22 protein-coding genes are annotated in these 18,002 nt (G+C 55.4%); 10 read left to right on the top strand and 12 right to left on the bottom strand.

Annotated elements, in window-relative coordinates; translation table 11 throughout:
• Positions 1-417: 417 nt before the first annotated feature.
• The 9 genes from WC370_07395 to WC370_07355 all read right to left on the bottom strand — a co-directional run bounded on the left by WC370_07395 (position 418) and on the right by WC370_07355 (position 9,494).
• Complete coding sequence (locus WC370_07395; GenBank protein ID MFA5309290.1) at positions 418-1,152, bottom strand: DUF998 domain-containing protein; 735 nt, start codon at positions 1,150-1,152, stop codon at positions 418-420.
• 31 nt (positions 1,153-1,183) lie between these two features.
• Positions 1,184-1,657, bottom strand: coding sequence for a hypothetical protein (locus WC370_07390; GenBank protein MFA5309289.1), 474 nt, complete (start codon positions 1,655-1,657; stop codon positions 1,184-1,186).
• 194 nt (positions 1,658-1,851) lie between these two features.
• The gene (locus tag WC370_07385) at positions 1,852-2,244 is read right to left on the bottom strand and encodes a DUF4190 domain-containing protein (GenBank protein MFA5309288.1); all 393 of its coding nucleotides are present in this window, start codon (positions 2,242-2,244) and stop codon (positions 1,852-1,854) included.
• A 161-nt stretch (positions 2,245-2,405) separates the two neighbouring features.
• A complete protein-coding gene (locus WC370_07380) occupies positions 2,406-2,654 on the bottom strand; it encodes a type II toxin-antitoxin system HicA family toxin (GenBank protein ID MFA5309287.1) in 249 nt (82 codons plus the stop codon).
• Positions 2,632-2,844, bottom strand: coding sequence for a hypothetical protein (locus WC370_07375; GenBank protein MFA5309286.1), 213 nt, complete (start codon positions 2,842-2,844; stop codon positions 2,632-2,634). The genes WC370_07380 and WC370_07375 overlap by 23 nt, the downstream gene beginning before the upstream one ends.
• A 318-nt stretch (positions 2,845-3,162) precedes the next feature.
• The gene (locus WC370_07370; GenBank protein ID MFA5309285.1) at positions 3,163-3,387 is read right to left on the bottom strand and encodes a type II toxin-antitoxin system HicB family antitoxin; all 225 of its coding nucleotides are present in this window, start codon (positions 3,385-3,387) and stop codon (positions 3,163-3,165) included.
• Positions 3,388-3,852: 465 nt separating this feature from the next.
• Positions 3,853-7,296, bottom strand: coding sequence for a transcription-repair coupling factor (gene mfd, locus WC370_07365; protein ID MFA5309284.1), 3,444 nt, complete (start codon positions 7,294-7,296; stop codon positions 3,853-3,855).
• 258 nt (positions 7,297-7,554) lie between these two features.
• Positions 7,555-8,832 (bottom strand): hypothetical protein, encoded by a 1,278-nt coding sequence (locus WC370_07360; protein ID MFA5309283.1) that lies wholly within the window; start codon positions 8,830-8,832, stop codon positions 7,555-7,557.
• A gap of 2 nt (positions 8,833-8,834) precedes the next feature.
• On the bottom strand, positions 8,835-9,494 hold the full coding sequence (locus tag WC370_07355) for a hypothetical protein (GenBank protein ID MFA5309282.1): 660 nt from the start codon (positions 9,492-9,494) through the stop codon (positions 8,835-8,837).
• A gap of 229 nt (positions 9,495-9,723) precedes the next feature.
• On the opposite strand from WC370_07355, the gene proB reads away from it, so the two are divergent.
• Genes proB through WC370_07320 form a run of 7 tightly spaced genes read left to right on the top strand, consistent with a single transcriptional unit; the run spans position 9,724 to position 13,549 of the window.
• On the top strand, positions 9,724-10,896 hold the full coding sequence (gene proB / locus WC370_07350) for a glutamate 5-kinase (GenBank protein MFA5309281.1): 1,173 nt from the start codon (positions 9,724-9,726) through the stop codon (positions 10,894-10,896).
• Entirely contained in the window at positions 10,883-11,149 is a 267-nt protein-coding gene (locus tag WC370_07345) for a hypothetical protein (protein MFA5309280.1), read from the top strand. Before proB ends, WC370_07345 begins: the two co-directional genes overlap by 14 nt.
• Before the next feature lie 58 nt (positions 11,150-11,207).
• Complete coding sequence (locus tag WC370_07340) at positions 11,208-11,489, top strand: hypothetical protein (GenBank protein ID MFA5309279.1); 282 nt, start codon at positions 11,208-11,210, stop codon at positions 11,487-11,489.
• 1 nt (position 11,490) lies between these two features.
• Positions 11,491-11,757 (top strand): hypothetical protein, encoded by a 267-nt coding sequence (locus WC370_07335; GenBank protein ID MFA5309278.1) that lies wholly within the window; start codon positions 11,491-11,493, stop codon positions 11,755-11,757.
• A complete protein-coding gene (locus WC370_07330) occupies positions 11,754-13,028 on the top strand; it encodes a glutamate-5-semialdehyde dehydrogenase (protein MFA5309277.1) in 1,275 nt (424 codons plus the stop codon). The genes WC370_07335 and WC370_07330 overlap by 4 nt, the downstream gene beginning before the upstream one ends.
• Before the next feature lie 60 nt (positions 13,029-13,088).
• On the top strand, positions 13,089-13,331 hold the full coding sequence (locus WC370_07325; GenBank protein ID MFA5309276.1) for a type II toxin-antitoxin system HicB family antitoxin: 243 nt from the start codon (positions 13,089-13,091) through the stop codon (positions 13,329-13,331).
• On the top strand, positions 13,331-13,549 hold the full coding sequence (locus WC370_07320) for a type II toxin-antitoxin system HicA family toxin (GenBank protein MFA5309275.1): 219 nt from the start codon (positions 13,331-13,333) through the stop codon (positions 13,547-13,549). The genes WC370_07325 and WC370_07320 overlap by 1 nt, the downstream gene beginning before the upstream one ends.
• Positions 13,550-13,687: 138 nt before the next feature.
• Here WC370_07320 and rph read toward each other — a convergent pair whose 3' ends face one another.
• Positions 13,688-14,413 carry a ribonuclease PH gene (gene rph / locus WC370_07315; protein MFA5309274.1) on the bottom strand — a complete coding sequence of 242 codons (726 nt, stop codon included), beginning with the start codon at positions 14,411-14,413 and terminating at the stop codon, positions 13,688-13,690.
• Between the two features lie 252 nt (positions 14,414-14,665).
• Between rph and WC370_07310 the strand changes: the two genes are divergently transcribed.
• Positions 14,666-15,400 carry a CBS domain-containing protein gene (locus WC370_07310; protein MFA5309273.1) on the top strand — a complete coding sequence of 245 codons (735 nt, stop codon included), beginning with the start codon at positions 14,666-14,668 and terminating at the stop codon, positions 15,398-15,400.
• 33 nt (positions 15,401-15,433) lie between these two features.
• On the opposite strand, the gene WC370_07305 is transcribed toward WC370_07310, so the two are convergent.
• A complete protein-coding gene (locus WC370_07305) occupies positions 15,434-15,913 on the bottom strand; it encodes a CinA family protein (protein MFA5309272.1) in 480 nt (159 codons plus the stop codon).
• Between the two features lie 413 nt (positions 15,914-16,326).
• Positions 16,327-16,989 (bottom strand): MBL fold metallo-hydrolase, encoded by a 663-nt coding sequence (locus tag WC370_07300; GenBank protein MFA5309271.1) that lies wholly within the window; start codon positions 16,987-16,989, stop codon positions 16,327-16,329.
• Positions 16,990-17,081: 92 nt separating this feature from the next.
• On the opposite strand from WC370_07300, the gene WC370_07295 reads away from it, so the two are divergent.
• A complete protein-coding gene (locus WC370_07295) occupies positions 17,082-17,276 on the top strand; it encodes a hypothetical protein (GenBank protein ID MFA5309270.1) in 195 nt (64 codons plus the stop codon).
• A 38-nt stretch (positions 17,277-17,314) separates the two neighbouring features.
• Positions 17,315-17,599: a DUF167 domain-containing protein gene (locus tag WC370_07290; GenBank protein ID MFA5309269.1), complete on the top strand. Its 285-nt coding sequence runs from the start codon at positions 17,315-17,317 to the stop codon at positions 17,597-17,599.
• Positions 17,600-18,002 lie beyond the last annotated feature (403 nt).

Genomic DNA, 18,002 nt, shown 5'->3' with positions numbered 1-18,002 from the left:
CTATATGGACTACTACAACAACCGACGTATCAAGATAAAGTTAAAGGGCTTGCCACCTGCTATTCACAGACAACAAGCCCTTTTTGCCCTATAATAAAAGTGTCTAGCTTTTGGGGGTCACTTCAATTATACCAACCCCTTTTCCTCATATCCCTACCTGCGCTAAAGCTCTGGCGGACAAGCCTATCCCCGCCAGCAGGGAGAGGGACGATTGTTGGCAGTTTGGAAGGGGAAATCAAATACCAAATCTTCCCGATTCACTTCGTTCATCGGGATGCCTGATGAGGTAAGGAATCGGCACAAAGATACAGGGTAAAAATAAAAAAGGGGGGAAGGGTGTGCGCGGCTGAAATAGCGGGAGGGAAAGCGGTGAGATTGCTGCGTCACTAGGTTCCGCGCAATGACAGGAGGCAGAGGTCATGAGGCGGACGGCGCTTTTTTGCCGCGCCTGAGGGAGAGCATAAAGAGCTTGATGGCCGCCACTTCCACCCAGAAGACCATATTGGCCACCAGAAGGCGTTCGGCCAAGCCGAACCAGCCGCTGCCCTCCTGGGTTACCCGTACGATAATCAGGAGCACGACCGCCAGGATGAAGGTCACGCCGGAATAGCGGTAGAGGTCGCGCCAGTTTTCGTCCCGCTTGATGCTGGGGATAAAGCACAGGACAGCCACGGGGAAGAGGGAAAAGGTGAGGGTGGCGGTCTGCCCATGAATCCGTCCCTCGATAGTGCGCGCCATGCCAACGGGGTCGGTACGGAAAGCGCCGATAAGCAGCATGGCGAACCCGAAAAGGACAAAGAGAGCGACGCCCGCATGGAACCACCGCGCCTGTTTTATGTTAAAGAGCAGGCCGGCGGCGAATATCTCAATCAGCAGCCCCAGCGCCAGGAAACCTATCGTCTGGAGCCAGCCGATAGGCGTTAACGCCAGACTGCTGATAGAGTCCCGCACCATATTATAGCCATGCGTCGAGAAACCAGCGGTAAGGTCGCCGATAATGAGCAGCAGCGGTCCCAGCATACCGGCGACCGCCATGGCGCTATAGCCGTTCAAACGCCCGGTAAAAGCCGACAGGCGAACATTCAGCTCCGCGACGGCTTTCTTAGACCTCGTGAGAACAAAATCGCTGCCGTCTTTAAAAAAATCTTGCATCTGCACCGAAAAAACGGGCTTTCCGTATCGTCTATTGAGTCCCGATGGGCATGGATATCTCCCCGGTGGCGGGGTAAATAATATCAAAAAACACGGTGGCCCCGGCAGTCTTGTTAGTGCCGGTCTTGACGGGGTTGAGCTTCAAGATATAGGCGATGCCCTGCGCCTGGCTGGCCACAAAGGAGAACCTGTCAGAATCCACGCCGGTCACCGCTCTGGCCGAGGCATAGATACCGGAGTTGCCCGCGACGGTGAAGGTGACGTTATCACCGGAGGTGCAGTAGAAATAGCCGTCCACCTTATCCCCGGCGGCCAGAATGAGCACAATCTGCGTTTCCGATTTCAGGGTGATTTCCATCTGCTTGACGGCCCAGCCGGAAGTGATTTCCGCCTCCCGGATTATTTTAACGCTGGCGGGTTTTTCCGTGGTATTCCCGGCGGCGGCGCAGCCGAGCAGACCAACCAGAGACAACAGGACGGCGACAACTAAAAGTTTCTTAACCATCACACGACCTCTCAATAGCCCCTATAATATATATATCGTATATCCGGCGTGGAAGTTAGTCAATGGGTGGGGATAAGAAGGAAGGGGGTTTACAGTTTACAGTTTACAGTTTACAGTTAATAGTTGACAGTTGGGGTAAAAGGAAGAACGCGGGCTGCGACTTCTTTTTATCCGGATGGCTGAACGCTACGTCTTTACCACATGAAATGCCGGCGGTACCACCAGAAAGCGGAGCCGACGGTGATAAAGATGATGACCCACATGATGAGGACGATGACGCCCAGTACCAGGCCCGCCATGGCCATGCCCCGGCCCTTGAGGGCGGGGTTTTTATTGGTCTCGCTCAAGCCGAGAGCGCCGAAAATAATGGCCGGTATGGCCAGGAAATTCAAGAAAAAGCCGATTATGCCGAGCACCAGAGCAGCTAACGCCATACTGCTGGTGCGTTCAGCGGCGGGTTGGGATGGGGGCGAAAGCGCCGGCGCTGCCGGGGGCGGCGGGGATACAGGGGGCGGCAGGGCAGCGCCGCATTTATTGCAAAAGCTGCTGCCGTCCGGGTTCGGCTGGCCACATTTAGGACAGTACATTTCTTTTATTATAGCATAAGGGGGAAAAGGAGTTGACAGTTAACAGTTGATAGTTAATAGTTGGGGGTAAGGGGAGTAAGTGGCAAGTGACAAGTGGCCAGGAAGTGGTGAACTCTAAAGGGGGGAAAGGGGAGAAGAGACCGGAGGAAGCGAAGAACCACTTAGCTGTGTTTAAGCCGCTGGATAATGTCTTCTTTGGTAATGTTGTTCCAGAGACTCACTTTGTTGACGATATCATTGAGGGTACCTTTGGCGACGACTTTATGTTCTGGGACAGTAATGGCATGTTCACCTGAAGCTGTTATTTTTCTCATACGGATATGACTGCCGCGCTGTCTTACCATGCTATAACCCAAAGCCTGGAGAATTTTAACCAGCTGTGAGCCGCTAATTTGAGGCAGCTTTGGCATGTTCCAACTTCACCTCGGATATCGTAAGAATAGTAATGGGCTCATCAGTTTCCCCAAAATGGGTCTCTACAGCTTCTTTAATATTGGCATATAACTCATCCAGAGTACTGCCTTGCGTAAAGATATCCTCGCCGATACCGCGGGCGCACCAAAACTCGCCGTCAAAGTAGGTCTCCATCTTAACCAACATGTCCGCACCTCCCTGTTAAGGACATTATAGCATAAGGGGGAAAGGGAGTTGACAGTTAACAGTTGACAGTTATCAGTTGGAGAGAGGGGGTTAAGAATGATTATAAAAGACCGGCAAATGTCTCCTGGCTTATATCGGCCTGCTTTAAGATTGAGTGTAGAGTTTTTGGCGCGAGCACTTCACGATGGTAAGGAATAGTCACACGGCGACCTGTTTCCGGATGTTTGAGAATATAATGACTACCATGAACGCGATGTACGATAAAATCAGCTTTTAATAGTGTTTCAACCGTTTTTTTGCCGCTTACCCGGGGCAGCCTCATGCAATAACCTCGACAACGGCTTCTTCAACCGAATCCTCCGAAGGAACAGGCTCGCCGTCATCGGTGAGGCTGGCAATATAAAGCTCTATGGCTTCTTTGATATTAGCCAGAGCTTCTTCGCGGTTATCTCCTTCGCTGATACAGCCAGGCAGGATAGGAACAGATACCGTATACCCGCCCTCTTCATTAGGCTCAAGTATTACCCTGTAACTCCTTACCATGTCCGCACCTCCCTGTTAAGAACATTATAGCATAAGGGGGAAAAGGAGTTGACATTTTGCAGTTTACAGTTAACAGTTATCAGTTATCAGTTGGGGGGAGGGGGTTAAGTGACAAGTGGCAAGGAAGTGGTAAATACTAAAGGGGAAAAAGGAGAAGTTGACAGTAAACAGTTGAGAGTTGGAGGTAAGGGAGGTAAAATCCCTCTCTTATTTTCTTACGATTTCATCGGAATCTTCGACTTTACGAAAGGGAGACGTCAATACCCCTGATTTGTTTTAAGCCTAATATGGATTCCCGCTTGCTCCTTCGACAAGCTCAGGATGAGCGGGGATGACGGCTTGAGATGTTCAGGTCAATCCATTGATTGCGGTGAATGGGGGGGGGGGAATCCCCCTCTAACTCCCCCTTTTACAAAGTGGGAGGATGATTTGGCTGCGCCCGGCGGGGATGACGGCTTGAGACGCTTATGTCAATCCCTTGATGATGCCTTCCAGGGTGTTGCGCCAGCCCTTGCCTATTTTCTTGTAGTCGATGCGTATCTGGGTGCGGCCGATGGTAACGTCTTCGGTTAAGGAGGCGACGAACTTCCGGGCGTTGAAGGGCAGTCCCTGGAAGCGGCGCAGGATGATATGGTCTTCCTCCGTGGAGATGGACTCGATGCCGGCTTTGACGGCGAGGCCTTTGATACGTACCGCGTAGAGCAGGTTCTGCACCTCCGGCGGGGGGGTGCCAAAGCGGTCAGTATATTCCTTCAAAACATCGTCCAGGGAGGCGGCGGGGGCAATGCTACCCAGGGCGCGGTAAAGCTCCAAACGGGTATCAACATCGGATACATAAGTTGCCGGGATAAAGGCGTCCAGGGGGAGGTCAACGGTGGGAGGGGGCAGTTTGGGGGCCGGTTTTTCCTTACCGGCCATGACGGCTTTCTGCTCCTCGACGGCGTCCGCGAGGAGACGGGTATAGAGGCTAAAGCCGACAGCGGTGATGTGGCCGCTCTGGCGGTGACCCAAAAGCGTGCCGGCGCCGCGGATTTCCAGATCTTTCATGGCGATGCCGAAACCGGCGCCGAGCTCGGTGGCTTCATATATCGTGCGGAGTCGCTTATGGGCGACGGGGGTCAGGTGCTTGCCGCCATCGTAAAGGAAATAGGCGTAGGCCATGTTAGCGCCGCGGCCCACCCGGCCCCGCAGCTGGTAAAGCTGGGTGAGGCCGAACTTATCCGCCTTATTGACAATCATGGTGTTGGCGTTGGGCATATCCAGCCCGGACTCGATGATGGTGGTGCAGACCAGGATGTCCACCCTGCCCTGGGTGAAAGCGGTCATGACCTTTTCCAGCTCTTCCTCCGGCATCTGGCCGTGCCCGACGGCCACCTCCGCCTCCGGCACCAGCTCCCGCAGGCTGGCGGCCACCATAGCGATGCTCTGCACGCGGTTATGCACGAAAAAGACCTGGCCGTTGCGCTCCAGCTCCCTTAAAATAGCCTCTTTAACGAGGTGGTCGTTATATTCGGCGACATAGGTCTTGACGGGGAGGCGGGCTTCCGGCGGGGTCTCCATCGTGCTCATGTCCCGGACGCCCACCAGCGACATATGGAGGGTGCGGGGAATAGGGGTGGCGCTCAAGGTAAGCACGTCCACCTCCCGGCGCATCTGCTTGAGATACTCTTTATGGTTGACGCCGAAGCGCTGCTCTTCATCGATAATCAGGAGACCGAGGTTTTTAAAGACGATGTCCTTCTGGATGAGGCGGTGGGTGCCGATACAGATATCCACCGAGCCCGCCGCCAGGCCATCCACCACCTGGCGCTGCTCGCGGTCAGAGCGGAAGCGGCTCAAGACCTCGACCTTAACCGGGAAAGCCTCCAGTCGCTCGGAAAAAGTCTCAAAATGCTGCTGGGCGAGCACGGTGGTGGGCACCAGCACGGCCACCTGCCGTCCGTCCATGACGGCCTTGAAAGCGGCGCGGATAGCCACCTCCGTCTTGCCGTAGCCCACATCGCCGCAGATGAGGCGGTCCATGGGCTTGGGCTTTTCCATATCCTCTTTCACTTCATGCACGGCGTCAAGCTGGTCCGAAGTCTCCACGTAAGGGAAAGCCGCCTCCATCTCCTGCTGCCAGACAGTATCCCGCGAGAAAGAGAACCCGGGCACCACCTCCCGGGCGGCGTAGAGATTCAAAAGCTCCCGGGCCAGCAGGTCGGCGGCATCTTTGGCCTTCTGGCGGGTGCGCACCCACTCCTGGGTGCCGAGGCGGCTCAAGACCGGGGTGCGGTCGCCGGCGCCCACATAGCGGCTGACGCGGTCAATCTGGTCGGTGGGGACATAGAGCACATCGTTGCCGGCATATCGCAAGACCAGGTACTCCTTGTCCGAACCGGCGGCGTTGAGCATGGTGACGCCGGTAAATTTGCCGATGCCGTGCTCGATGTGCACAATGTAGTCGTCCGGAACGAAGTCGATAGTCAGTTTGCGGCGGGCGGCGGGACGCTTCTTGACCAGGCGGCGCTGCTTGACGAAGCCGAAAATCTCGGCGTCGGTAAACAGATACGTTGCGCCGCCCATCACCCAGCCCTCCGGCAGCGAGCCCTGCACCAGCACCAGCGTGCCCGGCTCCGGCGACTGCGTTACCGATTCGACCGGGGCGACGACGATATCTTCCGCATCGAACAGCTCGGAGAGGCGGCCGGCCTGGTGGCTGACGATGACGATACGTTTTTGCTGTCCCAGCAGCTCCACGATTCTGGCAATGAAAACGGGCAGCTTGCCGGCGTAGCCCGGCGAGGAAATAAAGTCCAGCGTCTCCCCGGCGCCCCAGGCCTCCAGCCGGAGAGACGGGCGGGCACTAATTAACGGCTCCAGCTCCTCCCAGTTAAAGTAAGGGCGGGGGAAATTCACCGGCAGCTCGCCGCGCTCGATTTTTTCCGAGCGCATCGCGGCGGCCTCGGCATCAGAGTCGCCGACCGTCTGCTCAATATATGCAGGCTCGTCCAGCACCAGCAGGGCGCCGGGCGGCAGGTAGTCCAGCAACTGGCCGCCGTTAAACAGGGGCGCGTAGAACTGCGCCTCCCGACCCAGCTGCCCGCCCAGGAACATCTCCTTATCACGGCGCAACTGCTCCTTGACCCCGACGGCGCAGCCCTTAAGGTCCAGGGTGTTTAAAATATCTTCCAAAGACGTTTTATCCAGGCGGCGGGGGGAAAGAAGCTCCGCAGCCGGGCCGACAATTATCGATGGCAGGTTGGTGACCGAGCGCTGGGTAGAGGGGTCGAAGGTGCGCAGGCTGTCTATGGAGTCGCCGAAGAACTCCAGCCGGACGGGGAGGGGGGCGGTGGGGGGAAAGATATCCACGATACCGCCGCGGTGGCTCATGGCACCCGGCACTTCCACGGTGTTTTCCAGCCGGTACCCTATAGACTGCAAGTCCGCCAGCAGGCGGAAGGGGTCGATGGTCATGCCCAGGGTAATAGTCTTCGGCGCGGCGGCGAACTCCCGGTAAGCGGCGGTGCGGGACATCAAAGCCGCCGCCGAGGCGATAATGAAGGGAGGGTCATCGTTGGTTTCAGCGCCATACCCGGCCAGGGCGGAAAGCACCTGAACGCGCTCCGTTTCCGTGGAGGTTTCCGGGGTGAGGCGCTCGTAAGGCAGGACGTCATGCTCCGGGAAAAGCATGATGCGCCCCGACCCGCACCAGCCGGAAAGCTGCTCGTGGAGTTTCCTGGCCCGCTCCGGCTGGGCGGTTACCAGGAGCAGCGGCAGGCGCAGGCTTCGATACAGGGCGGACGTGAGGTAAGGACGGGCGGCATCCAGCACCGCCACGGTAACGCCTTCCCGCGCGCCGAGCCTTTTTACCAGGCTTTGCCAAGCGGGCAGGGGCCGGACAAGGTCAATTAACCTGCTTAAATCCATGCTAAATCCCTTTTAACACAAACGCCGATAGGGCTCGTCCATAGATATGGGCCAGCCCTTTTCATGACATTCTAGCATAGACGGGGGGGACGGGAAAAGAAGTAGTTGGGGAGAGAGGGAGATAAGTGACCTTTCCTCCTAGCCCCCTCTCCGCTGGCAGAGAGGGGGGACGGGAAAGGGGGTATTTGGTAGTTAGTAGTTTGGAAAGGGCGGAGATAAGTAGAGATTAATGTAGAGATTAATAAAGTACAGTACCGGCTATATTCTGCCGAGTCGCGCTAACATGTCAATGATAATGGTGGACATGCCAAGTCCCGGCTGGCCCAGGCCTTTGCCGGTGAGGGGGTTATAGTATTCCCAGATGCCGTGCTTGAGGTAAAGCTCCGTCCACCTATCCAGAATGGCGGCGGCTTCCGTTTTAAAACCGTGCTTGAGCAGGCCTTCCATGACCAGCCAGTTGGCGGCGGGCCACATGGGGCCACGCCAGAGCAGCCCGGACTTACCGGGGTTAAAGGTCGTTTCCGACATGGCCACAGAGGGCACCGGGTAGGGCAGCCAGAATTTAGAGGGGTCGTTGATTTTACGGACCAGCTCGTGCTGCAAATTCAGCGGCAGGTCATCGAGGAGGAGGGGCAGCAAAGTCTGGATGGTCTCCGCGGGGGAGGCTATTTCGACCCCGCCCCGGTGATAATAAGAGACAAACTGACCGCGGGCGCCGTCCCAGCACTTGCGGATAACGGCCGCCTGGTATTTACGGCTCTGCGCGCGGCAGCGGGCGGCCAGGGCGGGGTCGAACTCATCGGCCAATAAAGCCAGGACACCCCAGTTATCGGCATAGACGCTGCATACGCCCACGTCCTCAACGTTAAACCACCCCGCCCGCAGTATCGCCGGCAGGTCCCAGCCCACCCGGCGGTAGCGGCGGAGCAAGCGCCAGAAACGGGGGTACATATCCCAGAAACGGGGGTTATCCAAATGAAAAACGGGGTCGTAAACCGGGCTGGCATCCATGCCCGACTCCCAGGGATGGATGATGGAAACCAGCCCGTCATCATCACTATCACGGGACTGCCACCATTCCAGGAAACGGACAACCGGGGGCACGAACTCAGCCAGCAAGGCTTTATCATGAGCGGCCTGCCAGACAGCCCTGACGGCATAGGCCAGCATGGGCAGCTGGGTGAGGGGGGAAAATCTGTCCCCGGTATAGCCGGTAAAAAAGCCCGCCAGCTTACCCAGCCACCGGTTGCGCCGCCAGAAGATGACGCCGGGAATAAAGCCGTCCGGCTGCTGGAACCGCAGCATGGTGCGCAGGTCAGCCACGGCGTTTTCCGGGCGGCGGCGGCTCCAGACTATCATGTGCCAGCCGGAGTCCCAGAGCCATTGAAAGGGGCCGTACTTGGTCAGGGCGGGGCGGTAGGTATGGAAAAGTTTACCCCAGCGGGAGCCGCGTATCTCCAGAGACGCCAGCAAAGCGTAGCAGCCGGCAACCAGCTCAGGCACATCATTATAGGACGCTACACTTGCTCTAATCATAACTAATTACGGGGCGGGGATATGGTGGGGCGATTCAAACCGAACTGCTGCGACCTTTCCTCAAACTCTTCCTGGGTCTCATCCTCCCAGGGGAGGTATTCCAGGGCGGCGGGGCTGCGGAAGGTATAAAGGAGCAGGTTAATAACATCCGACGAAGTATTACCGAGCTTCATCACCGAGCTTTTACGCACGGCGAACACCTGCCCGGTGACCAGAGTGGGCACGTTGGCGAAATAGACGTTAATCATGGCGAACTGGGCTTTGACATTCTTGATATTTATCTTCTCCTCCGAGAGTATCCAGCCGTAAGAAATACAGGTGGGGGAATATAAAAAGAGACAGGGCTGCATGTGGCTCAACCGGCCGATAGTCATGATTTCACCCTGCCCGAAAAAGATGCCGATAAACGGAATCCGGGAAAGGACTTTCCCGACGTTGGTCAGCTTCAATAAAATCCCGGACAGATAGACTATTACCAGGCAAAGCAGAAGACCGATACCGGAAAACAGGTAGGTATCATCCCCGGCCAGGTCCAGCATCGACCGGCCGATTTTGTCAGCATTGCTGTAGATGAACATGCCGATATAGACCACCAGCAGGACCGGCAGCCAGAAAACGAAACCGTAAAATAAAAAGGTTAATTGCTTTTTAATCAGTCCCATGCGCTTATCCTCCCGGTTATCGCCCCAAGGTGAGATTTCGAACGGTTAAAGAGTCGCTATACATATTCCTGTCACCCATAATTTTATCAGCGCGGGTAGCACAAGTCTACACCCTATCTAATATTCACACTTTTCCCCAGAAAATAACAACTCCAACCGGAGAGATAAAAATTTATCCAACCCGTTCCGCCTTATGCTATAATGTTACGAAGCTAATATTTTTACGAATATGAACAGCAAAAAAACACCAAAATCATCAAATCCGGCCTACCGGCGCATCGTCATAAAGCTGGGGACCAAGCTGCTGACCGGCGGCACCAACCACCTGGACCAGGCGATGATGTCCAGCATGGCCGGGCAGATAGCCAGACTGCACGAGCAAGGCGCGGAAATCATCATCGTGTCTTCCGGGGCGATAGCGGCGGGGCGGCATAAGCTGGGCATCACCGGGGCGGTGAAAGGCATCCCCTACAAGCAGGTGCTGGCATCCGTGGGGCAAAGCCGGTTAATGAACACCTACGAGCAGATTTTCCAGCCGTACAACATCACCGTGGCGCAGGCCCTGCTGACCAAAAGCGCCATCGCCGACCGGGCCGGGTACCTCAACACGCGCAACACCCTGATGGCGCTGATGGAGATGGGGGTAATCTGCATCGTCAACGAGAACGACGTGATATCCATCGACGAAATCAAGGAAGCCAAATTCGGGGATAACGATAACCTTTCCGCGATGGTGGCGAACCTGGTGGACGCGGACATGCTGATGATACTGACGGACATCGCCGGTTTATATACGGCCGACCCCGCCAAAGACCCCGAGGCACAGCTCATACCGCTGGTCAAGAAAATAGACGCGGGGATAAAGCGGCTGGGGGCGAATACCGCCAGCAACCTGGGAACGGGCGGCATGATAACCAAGATAGAAGCGGCACAGGTGGCCACGGCCTCCGGGGTGCACGCGGTCATCGCGGACGGCAAGGAAAAAGATATTATCTTGAGATTAGCTTCCGGCGAGAACGCCGGCACGCATTTCCCCGGCGCCGGCGAGCACCTGGAAAGCCGGAAACGCTGGATGGTCTCCGGGCTGTGCACCAAAGGCACGCTGATAGTGGACGCCGGCGCCGCGGCGGCGCTGCAAAAGCAGAACCGCAGTCTGCTGGCGGCGGGCATACAGCAGGCGGAAGGAAAGTTCAGCCGGGGGGATATCGTGGCGGTATGCGATACGGCAGGGACGCAGATAGGCTGCGGCATCACCAACTACAGCGCCGCGGACATCAGCAAAATCAAGGGAGCCCGCTCCAACAAAATCGCCGGGCTGATTAGCATCGATTACGGACCGGAGGTAGTGCACCGCAACAACCTGGCGCTACTGGAAAGAGAGGACACAAGTGCCCACAGGTAAACTCTATGACTCCCACACCGAGCAGCTCATCGCCAACGTCAACTACCAGTTCCAGAACGAGGAAGACCACAGCTGGTGGGGGGAGCTTACCCTGATAGAGTACCGGCAAGTCAAGGACGGCCCGGGCTATACCATCGAGCTGGAGGACGGGAGGAAGTGCCGCTGCAATATGAAAAAGCGGGTGAACCGGGCGGTAACGAGCCTGCCGCCGCGCTACGTATATCACTTCAGCGGGAGCGGGACGTTTGAGTAATCAGGCTTGACAATTGTATACATGTTGTATACAATAATAAAGATTGGATATCTACCAAGTGTTGCGGATCGAGTCGCTGGAAATAGATGACCACATACTGGACAAGATAGAATCCAAGCATAAAATAACTTTTGAAGAAATAGAACAAGCCTGCCAAACAGAAACACACCATGTCCGCCGCAGTAAAGAAGGCCTTTATAAATTGTTCAGCCAGACAAATAGCGGACGCTACATCCTGGTAGTACTGGTAAATACAAGCGGAAGTAATTGGAAGATAGTCACGGCCAGAGACATGATTGACAGCGAAAGACGTCTTTTTAAAGCGATGGGAGGTAAGTGAGATGGCGGATATAGATAAAGATATTGAGAAAATCGACCGGGGCGATAACGCCTGGGAAGAAACGGATGAAGTGGTAAATATCGAGACCAGGAAGCCATTGGATAAAGTAATCCCGGTCCGCCTGCCGGCGGACAAGTGGGAACAAATCCGGGAAGAGGCCCGGGAGCTGGGTATCGGCCCTAGCACACTAAGCCGCATGTGGATACTGGAACGTCTCCGCCAGAAAGTGAAAACACCCCTAAGCGGAGCGGCGAGGAGCGATAAATGAAAAACGCCACCGATGATTTGAAAGCCAGGGGCCGGGCGGCCAAGGTTGCCGCGCACCGGCTGGCTTACCTTTCCACCGATATCAAGAACCAAGCCCTGAACAACATCGCCGATGATATCTTATCGAGGAAAGACGAAATCCTGGCCGCCAATGAAAAGGACTACAAAGCCGCCAAGGCTACCGGCATGGGAGAAGCTTTGCTCGACCGCCTGATGCTGAACGACAAACGGCTGGAGGGCATCGCGGCGGACACCCGCGCCGTGGCCGCTTTGCCGGACCCGGTGGGCGATACCTACGAAATGCGCACCATGCCCAACGGACTGCAAATGGGTAAGAAACGGGTGCCCATCGGGGTAATCGGGGCGATATACGAAAGCCGGCCCAACGTCACGGTGGACATAGCCTCACTGTGTTTGAAGTCCGGCAACGCCGTCATCCTGCGAGGCGGCAAAGAGACCATCAACTCCAATACCGCCATCGTGAAAGTGCTACAGGCGGCCTGCAAACGCGCGGGAATGCCCGCGGGGTGCGTACAGTTCGTCGATAATACCGACCACGCCCTGGTGGACGTGATGCTCAAGATGAATGACGTCATCGACCTGATTATTCCCAGGGGCGGGGCCGGCCTGATAAAGTCGGTGGCGGAAAACGCCGTAATGCCGGTGCTGACCGGGGGCATCGGCGTGTGCCATACCTACGTGGACAAAGCCGCGGATATCCGCAAGGCGGTGGACATAGTTTACAACGCCAAGGTGCAGCGGCCCACCGTCTGCAACGCCCTGGACACGGTGCTCGTCCACGCCGACATCGCGGAGGAATACCTGCCGGAGATGGCCGCCGCGCTGAACCGGGACAAGGTGGAGCTGCACTGCGACGAAAGGGCGCTGGCGGTGCTGGCGGCGGAAGAAGGACTGAAACTGATGCCCGCCACGGAGGCGGACTGGGGCAAGGAGTTCCTGGCGCTAATCGCGGCGATAAAGGTGGTGGACTCCCTGGAGGACGCGCTGGAGCACATCGAGAAATACGGCTCCGGGCATTCCGAGGCGATAGTCACCGAGGACTACGGCAGCGCCATGCGTTTTCTCAACGAGGTGGACGCCGCCGCCGTTTACGTTAACGCCAGCACGCGGTTCACGGACGGGGGGCAGTTCGGGCTGGGGGCGGAGGTGGGGATAAGCACGCAAAAGCTGCACGCGCGGGGGCCGATGGGGCTGAAGGAGCTGACCACCTACAAGTGGATTATCTTCGGGACGGGGCAGGTAAGGCCGTAGAGTTATTGACAGTCCGTTCCGGCCGATGTAAAATCGCCGAGAAAGTAAAAAGAGATAACGATGTTGACCGAATATGTCCAGGCGGCGCTGAAAAAGGCCAAATACGAGATTCTGCCTGACGACGGCAGCTATTACGGTGAAATACCGGGCTTCAAAGGCGTCTACGCCAACGCCGCAACGCTTGAAGAATGCCGCAATGAGCTCCGGGAAGTCCTGGAAGACTGGATATTGGTGGGTATTTCCCGCCATTCACCTTTACCCATTATCGACGGCATTGAACTGAAGGTGAAGGAAACCGTATAGTGCCGCGCTTCGGGCCTATCAAGCGGGTGGCTTTCATCAAATTCATGCGAGCGCTCGGTTTTGAAGGGCCTTATTCCGGCACCAAACACCAATTCATGATAAAAGGCGAGCTGCGCCTGCGTTTACCCAATCCACACCAGGGTGAAATAAGCAGCGGGCTTCTTTCCCGGATTCTCGAACAGGCAGGAATCAGCCGGGAGAGCTGGGAAAAGCTTTAGTCGATACCAATGATTTCTTTTCAGGGGCGGTAAGGCCGTAGAGGTCTGGTGTCATTCTGAGCATATATACCCAGAATGACAGATGATTGATTAATTTGATGTTTCGTGCAATTAGCATGACAATCCACTCAGGGGCGATTACTTCCCAGCCTTCAAAACATCCTGCTGGGCTTTGAAAAGCTGCTGTATCCCCTTTTCCCCCAGCACCAGGATGTCATCTATGGACCGGCGGGTGAAGGGGCTGCCCTCGGCGGTGCCCTGGACTTCCACGAACTCCCCTTTGCTGGTCATGACGATGTTGAAGTCCACTGCCGCCCGGGAGTCCTCGTCATAGCAGAGGTCCAGCATCATGTAAGTGTTGACGATGCCGACGCTGGTGGCGGCCACCCCGCTTTTCAGCGGCATGCGGGCAATCATGCCCATGTGCATGAGCTTTTCCATTGCCCGGTACAAAGCCACGTAAGCGCCGGTGATGGAGGCGGTGCGGGTGCCGCCGTCCGCCTGGATGACGTCACAATCCACAATTAGCGTCCTCTCCCCTAAAGCGGACAGGTCCGCCACCGCCCGCAGCGAGCGCCCGATGAGGCGCTGGATTTCCTGATTGCGCCCGCCCACACGCCCCTGAACGGAGTCGCGCTGGGAGCGGGTGACGGTGGCGCGGGGCAACATGGCGTACTCGGCGGTTATCCAGCCGGTGCCGCTGCCCTTGAGGAAGGATGGCACGCGCTCTTCCACGGTTACGGCGCAGAGGACATGGGTCTTGCCCAGCTTGATTAAAGCCGAGCCCTCCGCGAAAGCCTGGTAATCCGGAATTATCTGGAAAGGCCGCAGCTCATCATAGTTACGCCCGTCAACTCTTTTCACGTGAAATCTCCAATCTTAACTCATTTTAAGCCGCTCATGGTGAGCCTACTGAACCATGGAGGTACTATAATTTCACCCTTCGACAGGCTCAAGGTGAGCGGTGAAGTAAAAATATTCTGAGCAAGTCATTAATACGGTCAGAGTATAGCATTGATGGTGGGGGATGGCAATAAAATAAAGGCAGTTTACGATATTGACATTTGAGCTGGTTAAGAGTATATTTTGTGCCGAATGTAGACAAGGAGGGGAAATATGTCAAACGGCGACGATAAGCATCCTTTCATGTCAAAGCATTTGATTCTAGTATTAGCTTTACTACTTGCGCTGCTGGTCACCGAATGCCTGATATTTTGGCTAATCGGAACGAATGATCAAAAAGACCTGCTGGCTCTAACGTTCGGGACCTTCGGTACTTGGATTGGAGCCGGCGCCGCCTATTTTTTTGGGCGGGAGAACATGAAAACGGCGACCGAATCCATGCTTAAAATCAATCGTTCAACAAAAGATATTTTATCAAATGTATCCATAAAAGAATTGAACCCAAGAGGCATTAATAAACTTACACTATCCGATACAATCTCAAAAGCCCTAGAATGGGTAAATCAAAAAGTACAGGAGTATATCCTGGTCATAATTGATGACAACGGTAAATTTTGTGCGGCCGTAAGCGACGAGGCTATTTACCAATATATTTTGAAAAAGAAGGACCTGATTTCAGACAAGAGTATCACAGTAGCGGATTTTTATAAAGGCATAGAAGAAGATACGATGAAGGATCTCATCGACTTTTACGAGTCCTCGAAAAACAAGGACCTGGTTCATCTAACTAAATTTGCCGTTGAACTGACTGAAGACATGACGGCAGCCGCGGCTACCCAAAAAATAGAACAGGGCCATACCTACCTGGGCGTTATCCTGGATTCCGAGAGAAAGCCGACCGGCTATATCAGCACCAACGACCTGCGGAAATACCTCATGAACTATTGATGCAACGGTACGATATATTCCGGTATTTACTATTCATTCGAGGCCAAGCAAATATTCTTTAACCCATTTCAAGGCCGTTTCCGCGGCGGCGAGTTTGTTTTCCTCCCGCGCGGCGTGGAACTCGTGTTTACGGCTGAAGGCGCCGCCTTGATGGGCCAGGCCGATATAGAAAAGCCCTACCGCTTTACCCGGCGTGGCGCCGCCCGGCCCGGCTATCCCCGTATCCGCCACGCAGATATCCACCGCTAAAGCTTTGCGGCCGCCGGCGGCCATTTCCTCGGCGACCTGCGGGCTGACCGAGCCGTACTTTTGCAGCGTGGCCGTTTTGACGCCGATAACCTTCATCTTGGTCTCGTTGGCGTAAGCGGTGACCGAGCCTTTAAAGTAGTCCGAGCTGCCGGGGACGTTAGTGATAAGGTGGGATATCAGCCCGCCGGTGGCGGACTCCACCGCGCCCAGGGTGAGGCCCTTTTGCCTTAATAGCTCACCGATTTCATATGCGATGCCGTGCATGTTATGTCACCTCCCGGGGACGATACCACCCACCTTATTCCCTTCCCATGGATTCCAGCTTTCGCTGGAATGACAACGAAATTATAACCACGGGACAATGTTATTACCGATATATGAGGAAGTCAATGACAAGCTATTCAACCCACCCCCTTGATTCCCGTTTTCTCCTTCGACAAGTCCCGATTCCTGCGTCATGTCCCGATTCCCTATGGTCATGCGGGACACCGGATGAGGTACGAATCGGTGCGGGATGGCGACAAAGTCGCTCACTCAGGATGAGCGGGAATGACGGCTATTTTAAAGCCACAGGAAAAATACCATTTTTAATTAATGAGCAAGTCTATAATCTATTATTCACCCCCACACCCCGAGATTCTTCCCCCGATTACATCGGGGTCAGAATGACAACGAGACTAAAGCCACGGAAAAACGTTATTCCTGATATGCTCGAAGTTACGCTTGACCCCGTCCGCCCCAGCGACGCCACCCATGTGACCGGGGAGCAGCAGCTCGATGTCCAGCCGGGAAAGGGCTTCAATAGAAATCTTGAGGTCGTCGGCGCTGCCGCCGGGCAGGTCAACGCGGCCGGTGTTCATCTGAAACAGAACATCGCCGCAAAAGAGTACCTTGGGCTCCCGCCAGTAATAGCAGACGCAGTCCGGCGAGTGGCCGGGGGCGGGAATCAGCTCCAGGTCAATGCCACCGAAAGACAGGCGGCTTTCACCCAACAACAGGTCCTCTTTGAACTCCGCCGGCTCCTCCCCGAAAAGGCGGGTGCCGTCCACCACCACCATCTGATAGTTCCGCTTCTGGACGGGGTGCAAGGCAATCCTGGCGCCGGAAAGGGCCTTGAACGCCTCGTTGGCGGCGGAGTGGTCGATATGCAGGTGGGTATTGACGATAAGGCCGATATTCTTAATATCAATACCGTCCTCTTTCATCCCCGCCACCTTCACGTTGAGATAGGCCGGATTGCCGGGGTCCACGATGATGCCGGGGCCGCCGGCGATGACGTAAGTATTGCAGTCCATCATGCCCTGCTCCGGGTAGCCGTATAGATTATTTGCCAGTTTCATGTTATATTATCTCCGAACGAACCTTTATTAAGCACTCGACCACATTATATATCATCCGCGGGGCGGCGATAAACTGAAGAGGAGGCCTGAATATGATAATCGCAGCATGGATAATCGCCGGGCTGGGTGTTATCAGCGCGGTACTGGGTACGCTCTCCATCATCCAGGTGCCATCCGACCCTATTTTTACCTACAAACTCACCTGGCAATACTGGATGGCGCTGGCAATCGTGCTGGTACTGCTTTCGATTACCTGTTTCCTGGGACGCAGACAGGACATCGACTAGCCGCATGAATCATTGACCGGCAGGAATATCAAAACTAAGTGAGCGCAAACAAGGAAGAACAGGGTATCCGGCTGGCGGTAAAGGTGACGCCCAACGCCGGCCGCAACGAGATAACCGGCTTTGATGAAGACACACTGAGGGTAAAGATTGCCGCGCCGCCGGACAAAGGCAAAGCCAACAAGGAACTGGTGGATTTTCTCAGCGGGCGGCTGGGGGTAAAAAAGACTTCCGTGGCCATTATCCGGGGGCTGACCAGCCGCAATAAAGTAATCAGCGTTACCGGCATCAGCCGGGAAGAAATCATCAAGCGCATTTCAGGCTAAAACAGCTTGGTATTATGAGCTCTTCCTAAGAATTCCTTCCCAAGAAGGACGGCTCAATAATCCAGGAGCGGAAGGGAAATCCCCAACCCCCCGAGATTCTTCGCTACCCTGCGGCATGGTTCGACGAGCTCACCACAGGAGTTCAGGGTAACCGCTCAGAGTGACAGTGTTTTTATGTTATTCCGGCGAGATTCCCGCTTTCTCCTTCGACAAGTCCCGATTCCTGCGTCATGTCCCGATTCCCTATGGTCATGCGGGACACCGGATGAGGTACGAATCGGTGCGGGATGGCGACAAAGTCGCTCACTCAGGATGAGCGGGAATAATGGCTTTTTTAGAGCCAGGAATCACTTTATTGCTAATTCAGCAAGTCAATAATGAGTCATTCTTCCCCCACTCCGAG

The organism is Dehalococcoidales bacterium (assembly GCA_041652735.1).
Lineage (GTDB): Bacteria > Chloroflexota > Dehalococcoidia > Dehalococcoidales > RBG-16-60-22 > RBG-13-51-18.
This window is presented reverse-complemented; position numbering and strand designations above follow the sequence as displayed.